General features: G+C 47.6%; 11 protein-coding genes. 9 read left to right on the top strand and 2 right to left on the bottom strand.

All coding sequences use genetic code 11. The features are described 5' to 3' along the window. Positions 1-618: 618 nt before the first annotated feature. Positions 619-2,790, bottom strand: a complete 2,172-nt coding sequence (locus BUB16_RS14340) for a Tex family protein (RefSeq protein ID WP_073065852.1) — start codon at positions 2,788-2,790, stop codon at positions 619-621. 228 nt (positions 2,791-3,018) lie between these two features. Between BUB16_RS14340 and BUB16_RS14335 the strand changes: the two genes are divergently transcribed. Beyond that, positions 3,019-3,798, top strand: a complete 780-nt coding sequence (locus tag BUB16_RS14335) for an inositol monophosphatase family protein (RefSeq protein WP_073065849.1) — start codon at positions 3,019-3,021, stop codon at positions 3,796-3,798. Positions 3,799-4,164: 366 nt separating this feature from the next. Next, entirely contained in the window at positions 4,165-5,484 is a 1,320-nt protein-coding gene (locus BUB16_RS14330) for a glycerate kinase type-2 family protein (protein WP_073065845.1), read from the top strand. 397 nt (positions 5,485-5,881) lie between these two features. Here the strand turns inward: BUB16_RS14330 and BUB16_RS14325 are convergent, their stop codons facing one another. Continuing rightward, a complete protein-coding gene (locus BUB16_RS14325) occupies positions 5,882-6,901 on the bottom strand; it encodes an alcohol dehydrogenase (protein ID WP_073065842.1) in 1,020 nt (339 codons plus the stop codon). Between the two features lie 175 nt (positions 6,902-7,076). Here BUB16_RS14325 and BUB16_RS14320 point away from each other — a divergent pair, with 175 nt between their 5' ends. From BUB16_RS14320 to BUB16_RS14290, 7 genes are all read left to right on the top strand, one after another. Next, positions 7,077-9,455 (top strand): hypothetical protein, encoded by a 2,379-nt coding sequence (locus BUB16_RS14320; RefSeq protein WP_073065839.1) that lies wholly within the window; start codon positions 7,077-7,079, stop codon positions 9,453-9,455. A 142-nt stretch (positions 9,456-9,597) separates the two neighbouring features. Then, positions 9,598-9,786, top strand: a complete 189-nt coding sequence (locus BUB16_RS14315) for a hypothetical protein (RefSeq protein ID WP_073065836.1) — start codon at positions 9,598-9,600, stop codon at positions 9,784-9,786. A 214-nt stretch (positions 9,787-10,000) separates the two neighbouring features. Then, a complete protein-coding gene (locus BUB16_RS14310) occupies positions 10,001-11,704 on the top strand; it encodes a sodium:solute symporter family protein (protein ID WP_073065833.1) in 1,704 nt (567 codons plus the stop codon). 20 nt (positions 11,705-11,724) lie between these two features. Then, entirely contained in the window at positions 11,725-14,013 is a 2,289-nt protein-coding gene (locus tag BUB16_RS14305; protein WP_073065829.1) for an FAD-dependent oxidoreductase, read from the top strand. A gap of 401 nt (positions 14,014-14,414) precedes the next feature. After that, entirely contained in the window at positions 14,415-15,014 is a 600-nt protein-coding gene (locus BUB16_RS14300) for an RNA polymerase sigma factor (RefSeq protein ID WP_073065826.1), read from the top strand. Positions 15,015-15,503: 489 nt separating this feature from the next. After that, on the top strand, positions 15,504-16,565 hold the full coding sequence (locus BUB16_RS14295; protein ID WP_073065823.1) for a FecR family protein: 1,062 nt from the start codon (positions 15,504-15,506) through the stop codon (positions 16,563-16,565). A 57-nt stretch (positions 16,566-16,622) separates the two neighbouring features. Next, on the top strand, positions 16,623-19,982 hold the full coding sequence (locus tag BUB16_RS14290) for a SusC/RagA family TonB-linked outer membrane protein (RefSeq protein WP_170864408.1): 3,360 nt from the start codon (positions 16,623-16,625) through the stop codon (positions 19,980-19,982). Positions 19,983-19,986: the final 4 nt, after the last annotated feature.

The raw sequence follows: 19,986 nt of genomic DNA, 5'->3' as shown, positions 1-19,986 counted from the left end.
AGTTATAATGGTCTATCTCTTTGGTTACCAAGAGATTATGGGTATGATATAAAATATGGGTAGTTTGGTCCCCGTAACTCATTAAAAAGCATCGAAAAAAAATGAGTCAAGCTCTAATTTTCACTGTTATAATATAGTGTAAATATTTTTGTAACAACAAGTTGCAAGGTTTATATAATGTATAATTATATAATGGTCCAATACCCCTTCTGTGCGCTGCCTAAAAAAATAAGGCGGGATTTTATATGTAAATGGAATGGCAAGATATGCATAGAAGTACTTATAACGTAAATTATTTAATATCAATAAGTTATGGGAATATTATCTCCTGAAGAATGCGGTAAAGAAACGCTGTGTTTTCAGCCTAAATAATTTAGGTTTTTAAAAATTATGATTGTCCCGACAATTATTCATAAGGTTTTAAAAATATGTAATTATATGTATAACAGTAAGTTACAAAATTTACATAAAATTTTTTTAATATAAATCTTATTTTTTGGAAGAATAAAACGGTTTAATTTGGTTTGAAGGAATTAAAAAAGGTCGTCAACCGGAGCGGGTCAACGACCTGGTAAGAGAAAAGAGTGGTTATGAGTCTTCGGTATTATCCCGAAAGTATTACTTGATCGCCAGACCTATGCGACCGCGCTCGAGATCGAGAGAAACAATTTCAACTTTAACAATATCTCCCACCGAGACGATATTGTGAGGATCCTCAACCTTCCGGTCTGCCATTTTTGAAATGTGAAGCAGTCCGTCTTGCTTGACCCCGATATCGATAAAGGCTCCGAAGTCAACGACGTTTCGGACAGTCCCCTCTACAACCTGCCCGGTACTGAGATCTTCCATCTTCATAATGTCATCCCGGAGTACCGATTTGGGCAGCGATTCCCTCGGGTCGCGCCCGGGTTTCTGCAGGTTTTCAATGATCAAGTCCAGCGTCGGGATACCCACATCCAGCTGCTTCGCGACCTGCTCTTTATCGATGCCGGAAAGTTTTTCAGCAACTGTATCCTGTTGCTGTTTTAGATTTTCGAGATCGATGCCAAAGAGGTTGCAAAGTTTTTCGGCCGCGGCATAACTTTCCGGGTGAATGGCGGTATTGTCCAGCGGATTTTTCGACTCCGGGATCCGCATAAATCCGGCGGACTGCTGGAAGCGAAAATCACCGACGCCAGTGATCTCCCTGATCTGATCGCGGCTCAAAAAAACACCTTCGGTTTCGCGGCGTTTAACAATGTTTTTAGCCACGCGACGGGTGAGCCCGGAGATGTGCGAGAGCAGCGGTGCGCTGGCCGTATTCAAATTTACGCCTACTTTGTTTACGCAGCTTTCCACCACATCATCGACGGACTGCGCCAGCTGGTTTTGATTGACGTCATGCTGGTACAATCCAACCCCGATCGACTTGGGGTCGATCTTCACTAGTTCGGCCAGTGGATCCTGTACCCTTCGTGCAATGGAGATGTTCCCCCGTTGGGCCGCTTCCAGATCCGGGAACTCCTCGGCGGCTACTTTGGAGGCCGAGTATACCGAAGCCCCGGCTTCATTCACGATCAGGTAATTCAGCTCTTCTCCGGGATGATTCTTTTTTCGCTTTTGAATAAAACTTGCTACAATCTGCTCGGTCTCTCGGCTGGCGGTCCCGTTGCCGATAGCAATGAGGTTGACGCCGTATTTGTCGATGAGCCTGTCGTAAATCTCCTCTGCTTCCGCCACCTTATTTTGAGGGGGCGTGGGATAGGTGGTGGTACCCTCCAGGTACTTTCCTGTTTCGTCCACAACCGCAACCTTGCAGCCGGATCGGTAAGCGGGATCGATGCCCATCACGACTTTGTGATCCAGCGGCGGCTGCATCAGCAAGCTGGAAAGGTTCGTGGCAAACGTTTCGATCGCGTGCGCGTCGGCCCGTTCTGTAAGATTATTGCGAAGCTCTCGCTCCAGCGAGGGGAAGAGCAGCCGCTTGTAGGCATCCTCCACGGCATCCTGCAGGTGGGGGACAAAAACACTCATGTCGTTGGTTATGACGATGTCGTCAATATTCTCCAGCGTCACTTCGTCCCAGAGCTCCACGTTTACGAACAATACGTTTTCGCGCTCGCCGCGATTGATAGCCAGGATTTGATAGGGTTTCAGCTGTTTGGCCTTGGCTGAGAAATCGTAGTAGTCCTCAAAATTGGTGCGTTTGTCCACAGCGGGATTCTTTTCCGTTTTTACCACGGCATGTTCCTGAAAGATCTCCCGCAGTTTATTCCGGACGTCCACCGATTCATTGACCCACTCGGCGACAATATGGAGGGCGCCGTCCATCGCCTCCTCGGCAGAGGCCACTTCCTGTTCCTTATCCACAAATTTTTCGGCATGTTCCATAGGGTCGCCCTGTTCGATCTCCTGCTCCCAGATAAGCTCGGCCAGGGGCTGCAGTCCTTTTTCCCTGGCCATATCGCCTTTTGTGCGGCGCTTCGGCTTATACGGAAGGTAGAGATCCTCCAGCGTATTGAGGTCGGTGCAGGAGGTGATCTGCTCCCTGAGCTCATCGGTCAGTTTATCCTGTTCATCAATGGTTTTGAGGATCGTCTTTTTGCGATCCTCCAGCGTGCGGTGGAACTCCAGCTGATCCCGTACCCTGCGGATCTGCTCTTCATCGAGTCCCCCGGTTGCCTCCTGGCGATAACGAGCCAGGAACGGGACGGTGGCGCCGTCGTCCAGGAAGTTCGCCACGGAACTCACCTGTTTGGATGTGAGGTTGAGCTCCCGGGCAATACTGCTAAAAATTTGTGAGTCGGTCATACGTGAGATTGGAAGTTGAAGTTGGGAATTAGAAAATGAGTATTACTTTGGATTATTCATGAATAGTATGGAATCATTCGTCATACTGTTATTTTTTAAAGCATATAGCATATAGTTAAGTCTTCTTTGTGAATAATCCTGGTTAAAGAATGTTCAAAAATTCTGAATTCTGAATTCTGTATTCTATATTGCAACCCTGAAAATAATCACCTTAAGACAATAATACACATGAAAGCGGATCTTGATCATATTCACCAGTCAGCCATTGATATTGCCCGGCAGGGGGGACAGCATACGCTCACCTATTTTAAAAAATCAGTAGACATAGAACGCAAGTCGGATGATTCGCCGGTGACCGTTGCGGACCGGAAAACAGAGTCTGTCATGAGAGAAGCCATAGAAGACCTGTTTCCGGATCACGGGATCATTGGCGAGGAGCATGGTCACACGAATGCATCGAGCCCGGTACAGTGGATTCTGGATCCCATCGACGGCACGAAGTCGTTCATCCACGGGGTGCCGTTTTACACCACTCTGATTGGCATCGTGGTGGACGATGACCCGGTGGTAGGTATCGTTTATGCCCCCGCGTTGGATGAGCTGTGCGAGGCGGCCCGTGGAAAGGGTACCCGCCTGAACGGGACTGCCTGTTCGGTCCGCGAATGCGAGACCCTTTCCGAAGCCACGTTTCTGAGTACGGATGTCTATACGGCGGCCGGGAGCGGATACGGGGATGCCTTTGATACGCTGATTGAGAAGACGCGCATCCACCGGACCTGGGGGGATGCATACGGGCATATGATGGTGGCGACCGGGCGTGCGGATTTGATGTTTGATCCCGAGCTGCATATTTGGGATGCCGCCCCGCTGTTGCCTGTTCTCCGGGAAGCCGGCGGGATTTTTTGTGATACCGACGGACAGGAAACCATCGAATCGGGTAATGGGTTTTCATGCAGTCGGTCACTGCTGCCGGAGGTGCTGGAGGTGTTTAACCCGGATTATTCATGAATGGGTTTCTAAGGCTTCTGTTAATAAATAATCAGGCTTATTTAGGGTGGAATGCAGAATATAGATTTTGATTGTAACAATGATATTAAATAGATTTTCGTTATTACAACAAGCGTATCTTAGGTTAAATTAAGAAATGAAGCTATGATAACTGTAATAAAAAAAGGTAGTTCCGCAGAAACCGTCCGGGAACAATATCGGAAGCATAGAAAGAGTGAGACCAAAAAAAAATAATATCAGAAGACTTTGTGGAACTATTTCTCTGGAAAAAGATCACCTTGAGCTGCAAAGAGAGTGGCGGGATGAGTGGAAATAGTCTGTTACTTGCTTTGTCCTGAAATAGATTATCGAATTTAATTCTCATATATGCAGACTTCCTTATATCTCATCGACCTCTTTGAAAAGACCCTTGCGGCTTGCTCTCCCGGGAACGCGGTCTCACAGAACTTATCAGTGAACGGGGAGCAGGTGAGGGTAGGAGAATCGGAATTTTCCATGGACGATCATCCCGTATATCTGCTGGCGGTGGGCAAAGCGTCCGTCCCGATGTATGAAAGCGCACGGGATATACTGGGTGAGCGGGTAGCGGGCAGCCTGGTGATCACCCCGGATGCCGGGGCAGCGTCGGGCTGCAGTGCCGATGAGGTGATTACGGCTGCCCACCCTGTACCGGATGAGCGAAGCCTGGAAGCGGGACGAGCGGCGGCCGAATTCCTGGATCACGTGCCGGAAGAGGCCCTGGTGATAACACTCATCTCGGGGGGCACCTCATCGCTCATGTGCCGGCCGGCCGAGGGCATTGGGATCCAGGAGCTCAACAAAACTTATGATCTGCTGAACAACTCCGGGGCTACAATTCACGAGATCAATACGGTGCGAAAGCACTGCAGCCGGATAAAAGGGGGACAGCTGCTCCGCAGTGTGCCGGAGGGAGCCACGCTTGTTGACCTGATTATTTCCGATGTGCCGGGTGATGACTCCGCCATCATCGGAAGCGGTCCCACGACCCCCGATTATTCTACCTTCCAGGATACCTATCATGTGCTGCTGGAGTATGAGCTGTGGGATCGTATCCCCGATGCCGTGCGGCTTCATATGGAAAAGGGGATTGACGGTGAGATACCGGAAGTGGTGCGGCCGGAAGAGGAACCGGTACGGGAGCACAGGCAGTATATCATAAGCTCGGCCCGGAAGTTTGTCCGCCGCGCAGCAGATTTTGCGCGGGACGCCGGTTACGGGACCGTAGTCGCTGACGAGCCGTTTAATGAGGACGTGGAGAGGGTAGCACTTCATATCACGGACGTAATAAACTCCCATATCTCACAGGATATGACTGACCCCCAGCTAATGCTCTTTTACGGAGAAAGCACGGTGCAGGTCACCGGCGGGGGCAAAGGGGGACGCAACCAGGAGCTGGCGCTGCGCGGGGCGCTGAAGATTGCGGATATCGATAAACATATCAGCTGGCTGAGCGCCGGCACCGATGGCGTTGACGGTCCCACGGACGCCGCCGGCGCGGTGGTGGACAACAATACGGTCCGAAGGGCCCGGGAACGGGGACTGGATCCGGGTGAGTACCTTCGAAATAACGACGCCTACCATTTTCATCAGCAAATGGACACGTTGCTGAAAACGGGTCCCACAGGCAATAACCTTATGGATGTGGTTTTTGTAGCCGTGAAGTAAGGTATGTTCCATTTTTTTCAGCGACGAAAAAAACGGAACCCAAAAAAAGTCGCCGGCTGAATACATTGTGCTGACGTTCCCTTCGTCTCTGCTAAAATCATTTAACTCGTCCCTCACGGTCCTCAGACAGAAATGATTTTTGCGATTCGGCTCCGGTCACTTGTTTCAGCACAATGTATTAGGCCGGAATTGAATCTTGTCCGATCGTAAAAATGCGAGTTCAATTATAGCGTCTTTCCTTGCGTCCGCCACCCGGGACGCTGACTTTTCAAGGCCATGGTTACTTTCTCTTGAAAAAAGTATGTCCCACCGGGAGCGTTCTGTCTGAATACGGACATGAGATTAGGACAAAGGAAAACATCCCCACGGCCTTGGATTGTGAGTCGCCCGGAGAGGTTCATCCTCCCATATCCAGGACCACGCGGAAACGGGCTTCGTTGTTGATCATGCGATCATAGGCTTCGTTGGCTTGCTCCAGCGGGAAGGTTTCAATTTTGGGAGTAATATCCTGGAGAGCGCTGAAGTGAAGGGTCTCTTCGGAATCCCTGGCATCGCCGCTGGGCCACCCGGACACGGACTTGCGTCCCATTATTAGCTGCAGGGGCGTCACTTCAATAGGATCATTGGCTGCAGCAACGACCATGAGCTGTCCATTGCGTCCCAGCCCGTCTACCACCGACGAAATAGCCTCGCTGCTGGGAGCCGTAGCCAAGATGACTTTGGCACCTCCCATCGCTTGCAGCTTCTCCGCGGCGTTGTTCGCTTCAGTGTCGATGTACTGGTGAGCCCCCAGTGCAAGAGCGAGTTCTTTTTTACCGTCGCCGCGAGAGAGGGCCACCACCTTGCATCCGAATTTATTCGCATACTGAACGGCCAGGTGTCCCAGTCCCCCGATGCCCTGTACGGCTACCGTGTCGCCGGGTTCGAGCCTGCTGTTGCGCAGGGCGTTAAAGGTCGTAATACCGGCACAAAGCAAGGGCGCCGCTTCAGCCGCGTCGAGCGATTCGGGAATGGCAGCAAGCGCGCTCTCGGGAGCGACCAGGTATTCGGCATATCCGCCGTCGAAATGAATGCCGGTCACCCGGCCGTTTTCGCAGTTGATGAAATCACCGTTCCGGCAGGATTCACATTTGTAGCAGTGTCCCCCGTGCCATCCGACGCCTACCCGCTGTCCTATTTCCCAGCGGTCGATGGTATCGCCGCGCTCTTCGATGGTCCCGATCACCTCATGTCCCGGTACCCGGGGATATTCAATGCCGGGCATCAGCCCCTCTTTTACAAAAGCATCACTGTGGCAGATGCCACAGGCTTGAACTTTGATCAGAACTTCATCGTTTCCTGGTGAGGGGATCTCCTTTTCAACGGCTTCAAAATCAGCGCCAGCTGCCGGTACTTGCATTGCTTTCATGGTACTCATAGGTATTAAAATTATTTAGAGTTACATTCGTTGATGTGATACGATAACAACAAACAGCCCCATATCATTTGGACAGGCGGAACAAACCAGATTTTAAGAGCTTAAAATTTATGCAATTTCGTCAGACTCCTTATATTCTTTTTTTCAATAACAGGAAATAATCTCAAAAACTATTATGAGCCGTACCCATTCGCTTTCGGAACGTTTCAGACGAAGCCTGCTGTCCCTGGCCTTGCTGGGAGGGGTTTTGCTGGGGCTCGCGCCAGAGCTTGACGCCCAATCCTTTGATCATGAACCCTACCCAAAGCTGGATTTTAATTTTACGGAGCTGGAACTTGAGCTGGGGGTCCAGCCGCAGAACCTGCGCTTAGACGCTGCCGCAACGTACCAGATTGAAGCGAATGTAAGCGGGGCCGATACCGTCATTTTGTATGCTTCCCATATGGATATCAGCTCAGCTTCCGTAGATGGCGAGGCGGCGGAGTTCCGGATGCATAACGATTCGCTGCTTATTCCGCTTGCTGAAGCTGCTGAGAAGGGACAGGCATATGAAGTACGGATTCGCTATAGTACCGATCCCCGGTTCGGATTGCTTAAAAACAGCAATAATACCGTCTGGACCTCCCTGCTTCCGCGGTCCCAGCGCCACTGGGTGCCGGTGATCGATAACCCGCATGTTACGCTGAAAACAACCTTTAATATCTCAGTGCCTGCGGGCTATACCGTCTGGGCGACGGGACGTAAAACCGGGGAGGAAGCTGTCACGGAGGAAGTGGTACAGTACCAGTTTGCCTCAGAGGCGGAAGTACCCGCATCCGATCTGGCTTTTGCCATCGGAAACTTCGAAAGTCAATCGACGACCTACGGGATCAAGGGAATCAACCTGGCTGTTGAACAGGAGCTTGCCGGCGAAGTGGATCTCCAGCAGCTGCTGCAACAGGCTTATGACGGGCTGGGGAGCGTTGAAAAGCAGATGCAGTCCGAATTCCCATACGATCGTCTGAACGTTGTGGTTTTGGAAGATCACGGGTGGGAGACGAAATCGTGGGGCGGCTCAACGGTCTTTCTTTATCAAAACAGGGGAGATCTGCAGCAACAGCTGTTGCGCGGAATTATAGCCCAGTGGATAGGCAGCAAACAGCGTGCGGCCCAGTGGAGCCAGGCTGATGCCATCATGGTATACCAGACGCTTCTCCAGCAATCTCTTACGGGAGAAACGCAAGAACTGGAAGTCAAAGATCAGCCTCAACCGTCCCGGAAAAGCATTTATGAGCTCTTCGGACCGCAGCGATGGAATGCCTGGCAGCAACGATGGTCCCGCTGGGAAGAGCAATCGAAAGATTGGATAATCAAAGAAACCCATCCGGAGATGATAAAGCAGCTTTCTCCTGTAATAAGCTGGAGGGACTATGCCGGCTTGTGGTACCGGTCGAGCGGACAGCCGATGTTTGATGTTTCCGAGGTTTTGAACACGGAACGGGCGGATACTTCCTCATCCGGAGCTGCTGATCAGGCGAAGGCTGACAGCGTGCGGTATCGGGTATCCTATCAGCTGGATGAAACCGGGGAACAGTTGGCGCTTGGCTTCAAATCTGTGCAGGGCGTGTATGATGAACTTAAAATGCTCCGGTTGCACAAAATATATGGCGAAGGAAGCGAGACCGAAGATATATCCTTTACCGGCATGACCGACGCCATTTCGGTAGGAGTGTCACCGGATATCCGCACGGCCTGGCTCGAAATTCCGGGTCAGCTCAAGCTCAAGATTGAGGAGCACAAACCCGTCCCGTTTTTGCTATATGAGCTCCGCAATGCCGAATCGCTGGATCAGCGGGCACGTGCGGCAAAGAATCTGGGAGCGCATACCGACAATCCCGACCTGCAGCTCGCCATTACGGATGCCCTGGAAAGCGGGGTGGATCCGGAGGTGCGCGCGGCCCTGCTGACATCGCTTGCCGATATTACCCGGGGTGCGGCCGGCACGGAGCAGCTCTTCCTGGATGCCCTCCGGCATGAGAGTCGCGTGGTGCAACGGGCGGGACTCAAAGCCCTGCGAAACTACCCGGAGAATCCCGATATCCGGAGTACCGTCCAGCAGTTGACGGTCAATACCGATCGTCTCCCCGTGTTCAAGCAGGGGATAGCCACCCTTTCGGCCATCGCTTCCGCAGAACAGTTAGAGGGATTTATCGCTGATATCGTCCGCCGGGATACCGTGGGACACCGCTCGGTGGCAGCCATACGGCAGTTGGCTGACGAGGGACAGACAGGCATTCTCGGTGAAGCTGAGCGTTTCCTGGATGAGGAGTATGATTACGGTGTGCGCCAGGCGGCCCTGAACCTTTTGATCGAATATGAGGATACGTCCGGCATCTGGGAGGAAAGAAGTCGGGAGCTGCTGGCAGAGTCGGCGGATCCCCGCATCCGGTATATGGTTGTTCGGGGACTGCTTAATAACCGGAACCCGGAAATTATTTCGTTTTTGGAAGAGTACATGGAGGATGAATACGATGCCCGGGTGTATCATGCGATAAGGCAGGGGATAGGGGAGTGACGGTGATGTAAAAGATCTTTTGCATCATAGGAATATTCCAATTTTGGAACGACGCTAAAACGGACCCAAAAACGTAGCCGGCTGAGAAAATGCAGCGCCCGGCGGTTCCTTCTGACCTCCTCTCCATAATTTAACCCGACTGATGAAAGCTTGCGCTGGCCGACTGCAGGTGTTGGCTGTTGGGACAGAACAGGTTTTGTTTGGCATTCAATCACTTCTTTATCTGTATGCTGCTCATCCTTCGGCTTTTTGGATTGAACGGATGCGGGTACAGGGGGGGAGGAGTATCCGGGACTTCGGAAAGCGCTACCGGGAGATACCTGCGAAATAGTTCGATTGATTTATTGGGCGGCTGATATTTACTTACGGGTAGCAGCCAATCACCCCTGTTGAAAGAACAGATGGCATATTCTGTATATGTCCCAGGCCTTGGTTACAGCGAGGGAATTTTGAAACTTAATACTTCATTCCAGCTGTCAAGATAGGTTATGGATATGCATGGCACGAAAAAATGAAAGAATTAACCATAAAATGATTAATCCGTAGTGCATAGCATAGATTATTTTGTTGTATGCTTTTTTACTGTTGCTGTTGTTATAGCCGGCTTGTCTTTCGGCAGAGGGAATTCTGACATGGAGTCCTTTTTTGCAGCCGGTGGCGCAGTTCCCTGGCCAATCAGTGGCTTGTCTCTTTTTATGAGTTTTTTTTCTGCGGGTACATTTGTGGTATGGGGTTCCATCGCTTATGAATACGGTTGGGTTGCCGTTACTATTCAATGGACTATGTGTATTGCCGGCCTTATCATAGGGATTCTGATTGCCCCGAAGTGGAGAGAAGCAAATGTTTTGACTGCAGCAGAATTCATCAATAAGAGATTGGGCATTTCTGTCCAACAGTTTTATACCTATCTGTTTTTAGTACTCTCTTTATTTACCACGGGAGCTTTTTTATACCCTGTGGCCGTAATTGTGAATGTAGCTACAGGATTTGGAATCTCCGAAACTACTATTGTTCTGGGATTACTGATCATACTTTATACAACGGTGGGTGGCTTGTGGGCCGTTGTAGTTACTGATGTCTTGCAATTTGTTATTCTTACTGTGGCGGTCCTGATAGTTGTACCACTTTCATTGGAAAGCGCAGGAGGAATAAGTGGCTTTATGACGAATGCACCAGATGATTTTTTCAACCTTCTTAATGGAGAGTATACATTTGGTTTTATGGTGGCCTTTGCACTTTATAACCTTATTTATATTGGCGGCAACTGGGCATATGTACAACGATTTACAATGGTGAAAGATAAAAAATCAGCCCAAAAAGTGGGATATCTTTTTTCTGCCTTGTATATAATTACTCCTGTTATTTGGATGTTGCCCCCAATGCTGTATCGAATAACCGAACCGGGCTTGGCTGGGTTAGAAAATGAGGGTGCATATCTTATGATGGTCAAAGAAGTCTTGCCTGTAGGTATGCTCGGACTTATGCTCGGAGGTATAGTTTTTGCCACCGCAAGCTCGGTAAATACTACATTGAATCTGGCAGCAGCGGTAGTAACAAATGATATCTACAGGAATTTACAACCTTCTTCTTCAAATAAGCAATTAATGTTTATAGGAAGAATAGCTACAATCATTTTTGGAGTGGGTACCATTGGGGTGGCATTGCTGGTACCTGTTGCCGGAGGTATTGTAGAAGTGGTATTGAGCATAGGAGCCATCACAGGAGCTCCCCTGTTTGCACCTCCCATTTGGGCCCTTTTTTCAAAAAGGCAATCAGGGAAATCAATTATTTTAATCACGCTTCTCAGTCTTGGAATTAATCTTTTCTTCAAATTTGTGACCCCTGTTCTTTGGGATTTTAGCCTGGATAGGGCAATGGAAATGATATTTGGCGTGGGAGGTACTCTGTTGATGTTGTCCTGTTATGAAATTTGGGCGATTTATAAGGAGCGAATAAGTCCTCAATATATTGCATACATCCGACAAATTAGAAAAGAAAAAGATGTAAATGAAAAATTAAAAGCATCAGTGGATACTTCATCAGAACAGAATAGGTATGGATTACAAGTGATTAGTATTTCACTGGCATTTACCGGGGGATTAATTGTTTTGTTAAGCCTGTTGGCCGATAATGCTAACGTATTGGTGGGATCGATGGGCGCTTTGATTTTAGTTATCGCTTATATCATATGGAAATTGAACCGCCGTCGATATGAAAAAGTACCAGAGTACCATGATACAAAAATTTAAATACAAGGATGTAGGAGTTGATGATTAAAAAAGAATTTGTAACCGAACGTTCCGTTAAAACTGCAGAGATAGAATCTGACCTTGTTGTGGTCGGTGGTGGGATGGCGGGGGTTTGCTGCTCTCTGACCGCCGCCAGGGCGGGTATAAAGGTGACGCTCGTTCAGGATCGTCCCGTTTTAGGAGGCAATGCTTCAAGTGAAGTACGGCTTTGGATACTCGGCGCTACTTCAAGCATGGGAAATAATAATCGTTGGGCCAGAGAAGGAGGGGTGATTGATGAAATCCTTCTGGAAAATGTTTATAGAAATCCGGAAGGTAACGCCGTGATTTTTGATACCATACTTCTTGAAAAAGTTTCGGAAGAATCCAACATAACATTATTGCTGAATACCGCTGTCTATGAGGTGGAAAAGGCAGGAAAAAAATCCATAAAAAGAGTTATTGGATTTTGTAGTCAGAATTCAACCAAATATGAACTTGCCGCTCCCTTGTTTTGTGATTCGTCAGGAGATGGAATCATGGCTTTTCAGGCTGGAGCTCCATTTCGAATGGGAGCAGAAAAAAAAGAGGAATTTGACGAAGGGTTTGCTCCTGATGTAGAGGATTATGGAGAGCTTTTGGGGCACTCAATTTATTTCTACACAAAAGATGCAGGCAAACCCGTCGATTTTATTGCTCCGAGTTTTGCCCTGCAAAATCCAGAAGAATTTTACAAGATCAGAAATTTTGATATAAACGAACATGGTTGTCAGTTATGGTGGGTTGAATATGGCGGCAGATTGGATACCGTACATCAATCCGAAGAAATAAAGTGGGAGCTTTGGAAGGTAATTTACGGGATCTGGGATTATGTGAAAAATAGCGGGAACTATCCTGATGCGCAAACCCTAACATTAGAATGGGTAGGCACTATTCCCGGTAAGCGGGAGAGCCGCAGATTTGAAGGCGATTACATATTAACCCAGAAAGATATTGTTGAGCAAAGTCAGCATTACGATGCCGTGGCTTTTGGTGGATGGTCACTTGATTTACATCATGCCGATGGAATATATAGCGGTGAAAAAGGATGCAATCAGTGGCATTCAAAAGGAGTTTATCAAATTCCTTATCGATGCTATTATAGCCGAAGTATCGACAATTTATTCTTTTCCGGGCGAATTATTAGCGCCAGCCATGTAGCTTTTGGTTCTTCACGGGTTATGGCTACTTGTGCACATGGGGCACAAGCGGTGGGAATGGCTGCTGCTCTTGCAACCAAACATGGTATAATGCCAAAGGAAGTTGGAGAAAAAGAAACTATAAAGCTTTTGCAAAAGGAGTTAAACAAACGGGGGCAGAGTATTCCGCTTGTTCCTCTTGAGGACGAAGAGAATTTGATTAATAAAGCAGAGTTATCCGCTTCTGATGAATTGAATCTTACGTCCTTGCCTAAAGATGGTCCCTGGCTTGATCTTAACTATTCATCTGCACAGATGTTGCCGTTTAAAAAGAACACGGGATACAAAATTAATTTTGATGTAAAAGCCTCCAAATCCACCACTTTAGAGATTGAATTGAGGACAAGTTCAGAGCAAAACAACTATACACCGGATATAATGTTGGAAGAAAGGGAAATCCATCTTGAAGGAGGGAAACAGAACATTGAACTGGAGGTCTCTTCGATTCTGGACCGAGAGCAATACGTGTTTATCTGTTTAATGAAAAACGAAGATGTTTCAATAAAAACAAGCGAGAAAAGAATATCCGGATTATTGACAGTCTTCAACAAACCCAATAAAGCAGTTTCTAATAATGGGAGACAAGATCCACCGGATGATATCGGCGTGGATTCTTTTGAATTCTGGATACCTGAAAGACGTCCAGGGGGGAAAAATTTTGGGTTTGATATAAACCCGGGTATTACTTCATTTAATGTGAGCAATGTAAATAATGGATATACCCGTCCGACTTTCAAACCCAATGCCTGGATCGCTCACTGGGAAAACAAGTGTGCAAATATAGCTGTTAAATGGAAACAGCCGGAAAAAATTAACACCATCATTCTAATGTTTGATACTGATTTTGACCATCCTTTGGAATCTACTTTGAGAGGCCACGAGGAGCGGGTCATGCCTTTCTGTATACAAAATTTTAAGGTCTTTGATAACGAAGAGAATCTTCTTTATGAAAAGGAAGATAATTATCAAACCATAAGTAGAATCGATTTTAATAAACCTATTATAACCGATTCACTTAAAATTGTAGTAGAGCGTCCGAGTAAGCATACAGGAGCTGCTGTATTTGAATTATTATGTTATGGTCAGGAATAAATGAAAGGGGGCTTTTGCAAAACCGTTCTTTTGGCCAATATCTGCATTTTTACATACTTAAAATCCTTACATATGTTTTATATGCTGCGATTTTGAATTCGCTCAGGCTTTGATATTGTCCAAAACTCTCGGTTTTTCAAAGGTATTATAATCAGAAAAATCTCTTTGCCGGTTGTCAAGTATATGAGCACGATTTTGAGAAAAAGATAGCGATACTTCCGGCCTGTATATAAGATACTTTAGCTCCCCCTGACCCCATCACTTCAATTTATTTGATAACTTTTTGGTAAAAAAAATAAAATTAATTGATTTATTAGTAAAAAAAAGTAAATTTAGAAGCGCTCAAATGCTAAAGGGACTTCTGACGGGATATGGAGAATAGATACATCTATTGATATTGAATGTTATTATTAGCTCAATTTAAGCAAAGAAAAAATAGTAATGAGAAGGATCAAAATCTTTGGTCCGCCTTGAGGAGGGGGCAACGGGAGGCATTATCCGAGCTCTTCCGGTGTCACCACAAGCACCTGTACAATTACGGGATTAAAATAGTATCGAATACAGAAATAGTGGATGGAGCCATCCAGGAACTGTTTCTGAATATATGGAAGAGTCGAAACAGGCTTTCCCCGGCCTCATCGGTCAAAGCCTACCTGTTGTCCTCGCTGCGACGGTTGATTATGAAGGAACTCAAGCGAAACAGGAAGCGTGCTGAGCGGAACCGAAATTATATAGAGAATGAGGAAGCGTTAACCTTTCCTGTTGAGGATTTGTTAATTCGAAAAGAAGTTGCCCAAAACAAAAGAGAGCAATTAGAGAAAGGACTGGAGACGCTCACCCCCCGACAAAAAGAAGCTGTATTTCTAAAGTATTATCACGGCTTGACCAACAGGGAACTGGTAGAAGTGATGGAAATCAATTACCAGTGCGTTCGAAACTTGCTGTATGAGGCACTTGAGCGCCTGCGTTCCCATATAGAGTCCGTTTCCTACCAGGAGTAAATGGACGTGCACTTTTTTGAATGAGCAAAAAAGTACCCAAAAAAACTCACCGGCTGAGAAAACTCAGCGTCTGGCGGTCGCGTCGGCTCCGGAGAAAAATATAAACTCACCCGACGGGGCCGGGTTCAGAGAAATATTTTTCTAAATCCTCCGCCTTGCTACCGCCACCCCGGACGCTGACTTTTCAAGGCCGGTTTTCTTCCTTCAGTAATGGGTACATTGTTTAAAAAAATAATTCAGGGCCGTCTTTGGGATGTGAGCCTTTACTAGGCGCAAGGAACGCCGACATAAGGTATTTAGCCGGTCATTTTTTTGGTTCCGTTTTTTCATGAAAGAAAAAATGGAACAAGCACTTCAAAAAAATTCATTACAGATCATTTCTGACTCTCTCTTACCCAACGAAGACAAAGTACCAAAGAGGAATTGCCTGTTTCTCATGAGGTCGATTCTATTTATTTGGTATAGATTTTTAACCCGAGTTATTGCATAGTGTCTAAGCAGAACGATCAGATTACGCAGTTATTAACCGATGATTCATTTCTACGATGGATTAATGACGAAGCCACACCGCTGGAACAGCAGAAATGGGATCGCTGGCTGGAAGAGGACCCGGCCAATATCCAACTTCTCAGGGAAGCCAGGGAACTGTACCGGTCCCTGCAGTTTGAGGAAGAGCAACCGGATACTACTGCCCAACTCCGCAGGTTAGAGGAGGCACTTGATGCCGAAAAAAAGTATAGGCAAAGGATACCGCTAACAGGGAAGAGAAGCCCCAAAAACTATTGGATGCGTGCCGCGGCCGTTATTGTATTGCTGGTGGCCGTACTTGCCGTCATAGAATATGCAGGATGGGGTCCCGAACAGCAGCCGGTAAAAGAGGAAGTCGCTACAACCTTCGAGACTGTACAAACCGATTATGGAGAAACCCGGATTCTCACCTTCTCCGACGGATCCGAAATTACATTGAATGCTCATTCACAGCTCACCTATCCCACTACGGCCCGGCCCGGGGATGATATGGAAGTGGAATTAGAGGGCGAAGCCTACTTTTCCATAGATCGCAAGTCAGGCGACCGGCAACGCACCTTTTCCGTGAAGACGCCGGAGGGAAGAATAGCCGTACTGGGTACCAAGTTCAACGTGAATACCTATTCTCAAGATACGGAGATCGTGCTGGAAGAGGGTAAAGTGCGGGTGGAAGCAGGTGAGACTTCAGAGGGTTCCGATCAGGCCTATACAATGAGCCCAAACGAGCTGGTCCGCCTGCAGCCCGAAAATCTGGGTCTTGAGGTCGAAAAAGTCGATACGGAATTATATACCTCGTGGACCGGATTTGAGCTGAAGTTTAGGAACACGCCCCTCATTCAAATTGCAGGACGGATAAAACAACTCTATGGGGTGAATGTGGAGTTCAAAAACGAAAATCTGAAAAAAGTGAGGTTTTCAGGGTCGGCGCCCAACAAGAATTTTGCGGTGCTTTTAGAGGGACTCAGAACTCTCCTCGACATTCCAATAGCGTATGATGAAGATACGATCACATTCGGAGGCTAAATGATAACAATCAAACAACCAATGAATAGAAAGTTAAACGATAAGAGAATGGGAAACATGACAAGACAGATAGGGCTAATGTTGGTATTAGTAGGGATGATGTTGCCATTGGGAGCATTAGGCCAGGATACAGACGAGATACTGACCATGAAACGGCAGCAGATGGAGGCTGTTGAACGAAAGACACCACTGGAACAAACGCTCCGACAGCTTGAAGAGACTTATGATGTAAATATCTTTTACAAAAGCCGGGATATTGAGGATAAATTTGCAAACAAGATCACCCAGGAGCTCCCTAATATACAGGTAGAGATCCATCTCAATCTTATTCTCGAGCCTTTGGGTTTGACCTACCGGAAGCTAACGGAAGACAGTTTTGTAGTCTATCAAAAAGAACAATTGAAAAAGAAAATTACTCAACAGGAAACCATAACGGGTCAAGTAACGGACGGGCAGACCGGTGAAACGCTTCCGGGCGTGAATATATTGGTTAAAGGAACTAATATAGGGGCTTCGACCAATACGGAAGGGGAGTTCAGCCTTGATGTACCGTCACTCACAGATACGCTGGTCGTATCTTTTATCGGTTATGAAACAAGGGAAGTGCCTGTAGATGGTCGTACTAATCTGGAAATTTCTTTATTGCCCGAGGCTGTTACTGGAGATGAATTGGTGGTCGTGGGATACGGTGAACAGCGAGAAATCAGTTTAATTGGCTCACAATCTTTTATTGAAAATACAGAAGAGTTGAAAGTATCTTCGGGAAGTTTAACAAATTCATTGGCAGGCCGTCTTTCCGGGGTTGTGGGTGTGCAGCGTTCAGGGCTGCCGGGGGCAGATGCTTCCGATATATGGATACGGGGGATTTCCACATATGGAGATAGCAGCCCGCTTATCCTGGTGGATGGTATTGAACGTCCCATGAACAGTCTAAATCCGGATGATATTGAAAGCTTAACGGTGTTGAAAGATGCTTCTGCTACCGCCGTGTATGGGACCAGAGGGGCAAACGGGGTTATCATTATTGAAACAAAAGAAGGACAGAAAGGAGAACCGACTATTAATGTGGATTTCTTTCAGGGAATAACAGAGCTGACTCAAGTCCCGGAAATGGCTGACGGTCCCACTTACATGAGGCTGGCCAATGAAGCCCGGACGACCCGGGGGCAGCCTGCGTTATATACCGAGGAAGAGATGCAAATGACGGAGAATGGCACAAACCCATTGATTTACCCCGATGTGGACTGGATAGATCAGATATTTAATGACTTTGGTCAAAACCGGCAATTTAATGCCCAGGTTAACGGAGGAGCGGAGAATACACGGTATTTTGTGTCACTGAGCTACTATAATGAGAAAGGATTACTTGTAAATAACGATACAACCGACTACAGCACCAATTCCGATTATAGCAGATACAATCTTCAGTCGAATGTAACGCTGGATGTTACCCCAACGACCGAAGCTAAACTGGGGGTAGGGGGATATTTGGAGGACAGGCAGTATCCGGCGGTAGGCGTAGGAGGAATATTTTTTCAGGCAATGGACGCCTCGCCGGTAGCCTATCCCGTCATCTATCCCGGGGGACTGACTCCGGGCCGAAATCCCAATGGCGGGGAACGGAACCCGTATGTGGAGGCTACCGGACGGGGGTACTCGGATCAGTTTAACAGCCAGTTGTTTTCTACCCTGGAACTCACCCAGGAGCTGGATATGCTCGTGGAGGGACTGTCATTTAAAGGGTTATTTGGCTTTGACACCTATAGTGAGAATACGATTAACAGAAGTAAACGTCCCGATACCTACTATATCGACCCCAGCGATCCCTATGATGTAGACGGGAGCTACTATTATAATCTTACATACGAAGGGGATAATTCGCTGGGGTACGATCCCGAAAATGAAGGAAATCGTGAATACTATCTGGAATCTTCATTGCGCTACAGCAATGATTTTGGGGCAAGGCACCAGGTTTCGGGATTATTTGTATACAGCCAGTCCGATGAGCAGGGAGCGTTTGCCGGTAATTTTACCGAATCGATTCCGCATCGCGAGCAGTCGGTAGCATTGCGCGGAACGTATTCGTATGATGACCGCTATTTCTTTGAAGCCAACTTCGGATACAGCGGATCAGAGAATTTTGCCCCGGAAAACCAGTTTGGCTTTTTCCCCTCGGCGGGAGTCGGCTGGGTGATTTCCAATGAAAAGTTTTTTGAACCTTTGAGCGGCGCCATCGATTTTCTGAAGGTGCGGTACTCCGATGGATATGTTGGCGCCAGTGGGGATGCAGGCGGCCGCCGGTTTGCCTACCTTACGTTTGTTACCGGCGCAAATGGATATACCTATGGGTTAAACAACCAAGCTGGTCGCGATGGGCTTAATATTTCGGATTATGGCGTGAATGTGCAGTGGGCTGAATCGCGCAAGCAGGACCTCGGTATTGAATTGCGGACGCTGGACGACCAGCTTTCGCTTACCGTTGATTTCTTTAAGGAGCGGCGGGATGGAATTTTTCTGAACCGGGCTTCGATACCGAATTTTATTGGACTGGTCAGTGATCCTGTTGGTAATGTGGGAGTTGTTGAAAACAGAGGCGTTGATGGGCAAATCCAGTTTAATGGCAGATTGGGCAAGGACTTTAGCTTAGGCCTGCAAGGTCAATTCACCTATAACAGAGACGAGATCATTGAAAACGATCAGCCGCCACAGCCTTATCCCTGGATGGATCGCAGGGGCGATAACATTCTTGCGATTTATGGGTATGAAGCTGCTGGACTCTTTGAAAGCCAGGAAGAGATTGATAATCATGCTCAGCAATTTGGCACCGTACTGCCAGGAGATATCAAATATAAAGATCTCAATGATGACGGGGTTATCAATGCTTTTGATCAGAAAAAAATTGGTCGCGGTGACGTGCCCTACCTTACACTCGGAGCGGGCATTGAACTGGGGTATAAGGCTTTTGATATGCAGGCCTTCTTCCAGGGGCAATTTGGAGCAGAAGACCAGATAGGGTTTCCCGATGCTTCCAGCATTCTGCCGTTCTCGGGGGGAGGCGGACGCGGTAATCTCTACGCGATTGCCACCGACCGGTGGACCGAGGAAAACCCCGACCCTGATGCGTTTTACCCGCGACTGGCGTATGGAGATGCTGAAAATACGAATAACTTCAAGAATAGTTCTTACTGGACGCGCAGCCTGGATTTCGTACGCATGAAAGAGATGGAAGTGGGTTATACACTGCCATTGTCCATTACCGGCAATACCACCATCAATACGGCCCGTATCTACTTTAGGGGGCGGAACCTGCTTCTGCTCAGCGATTTTGATCTGTGGGATCCCGAGCTGAACACTTCCAATGGTACTTCATATCCCAACACGCGGGTTTACGCTATCGGACTCGATATACAATTTTAAAAAA

Source organism: Fodinibius roseus, from assembly GCF_900129315.1.
Taxonomy (GTDB): Bacteria; Bacteroidota; Rhodothermia; order Balneolales; family Balneolaceae; genus Fodinibius; species Fodinibius roseus.
The sequence above is the reverse complement of the archived record's forward strand: the minus strand, read 5'-3'. Positions and strand labels throughout refer to the sequence as shown.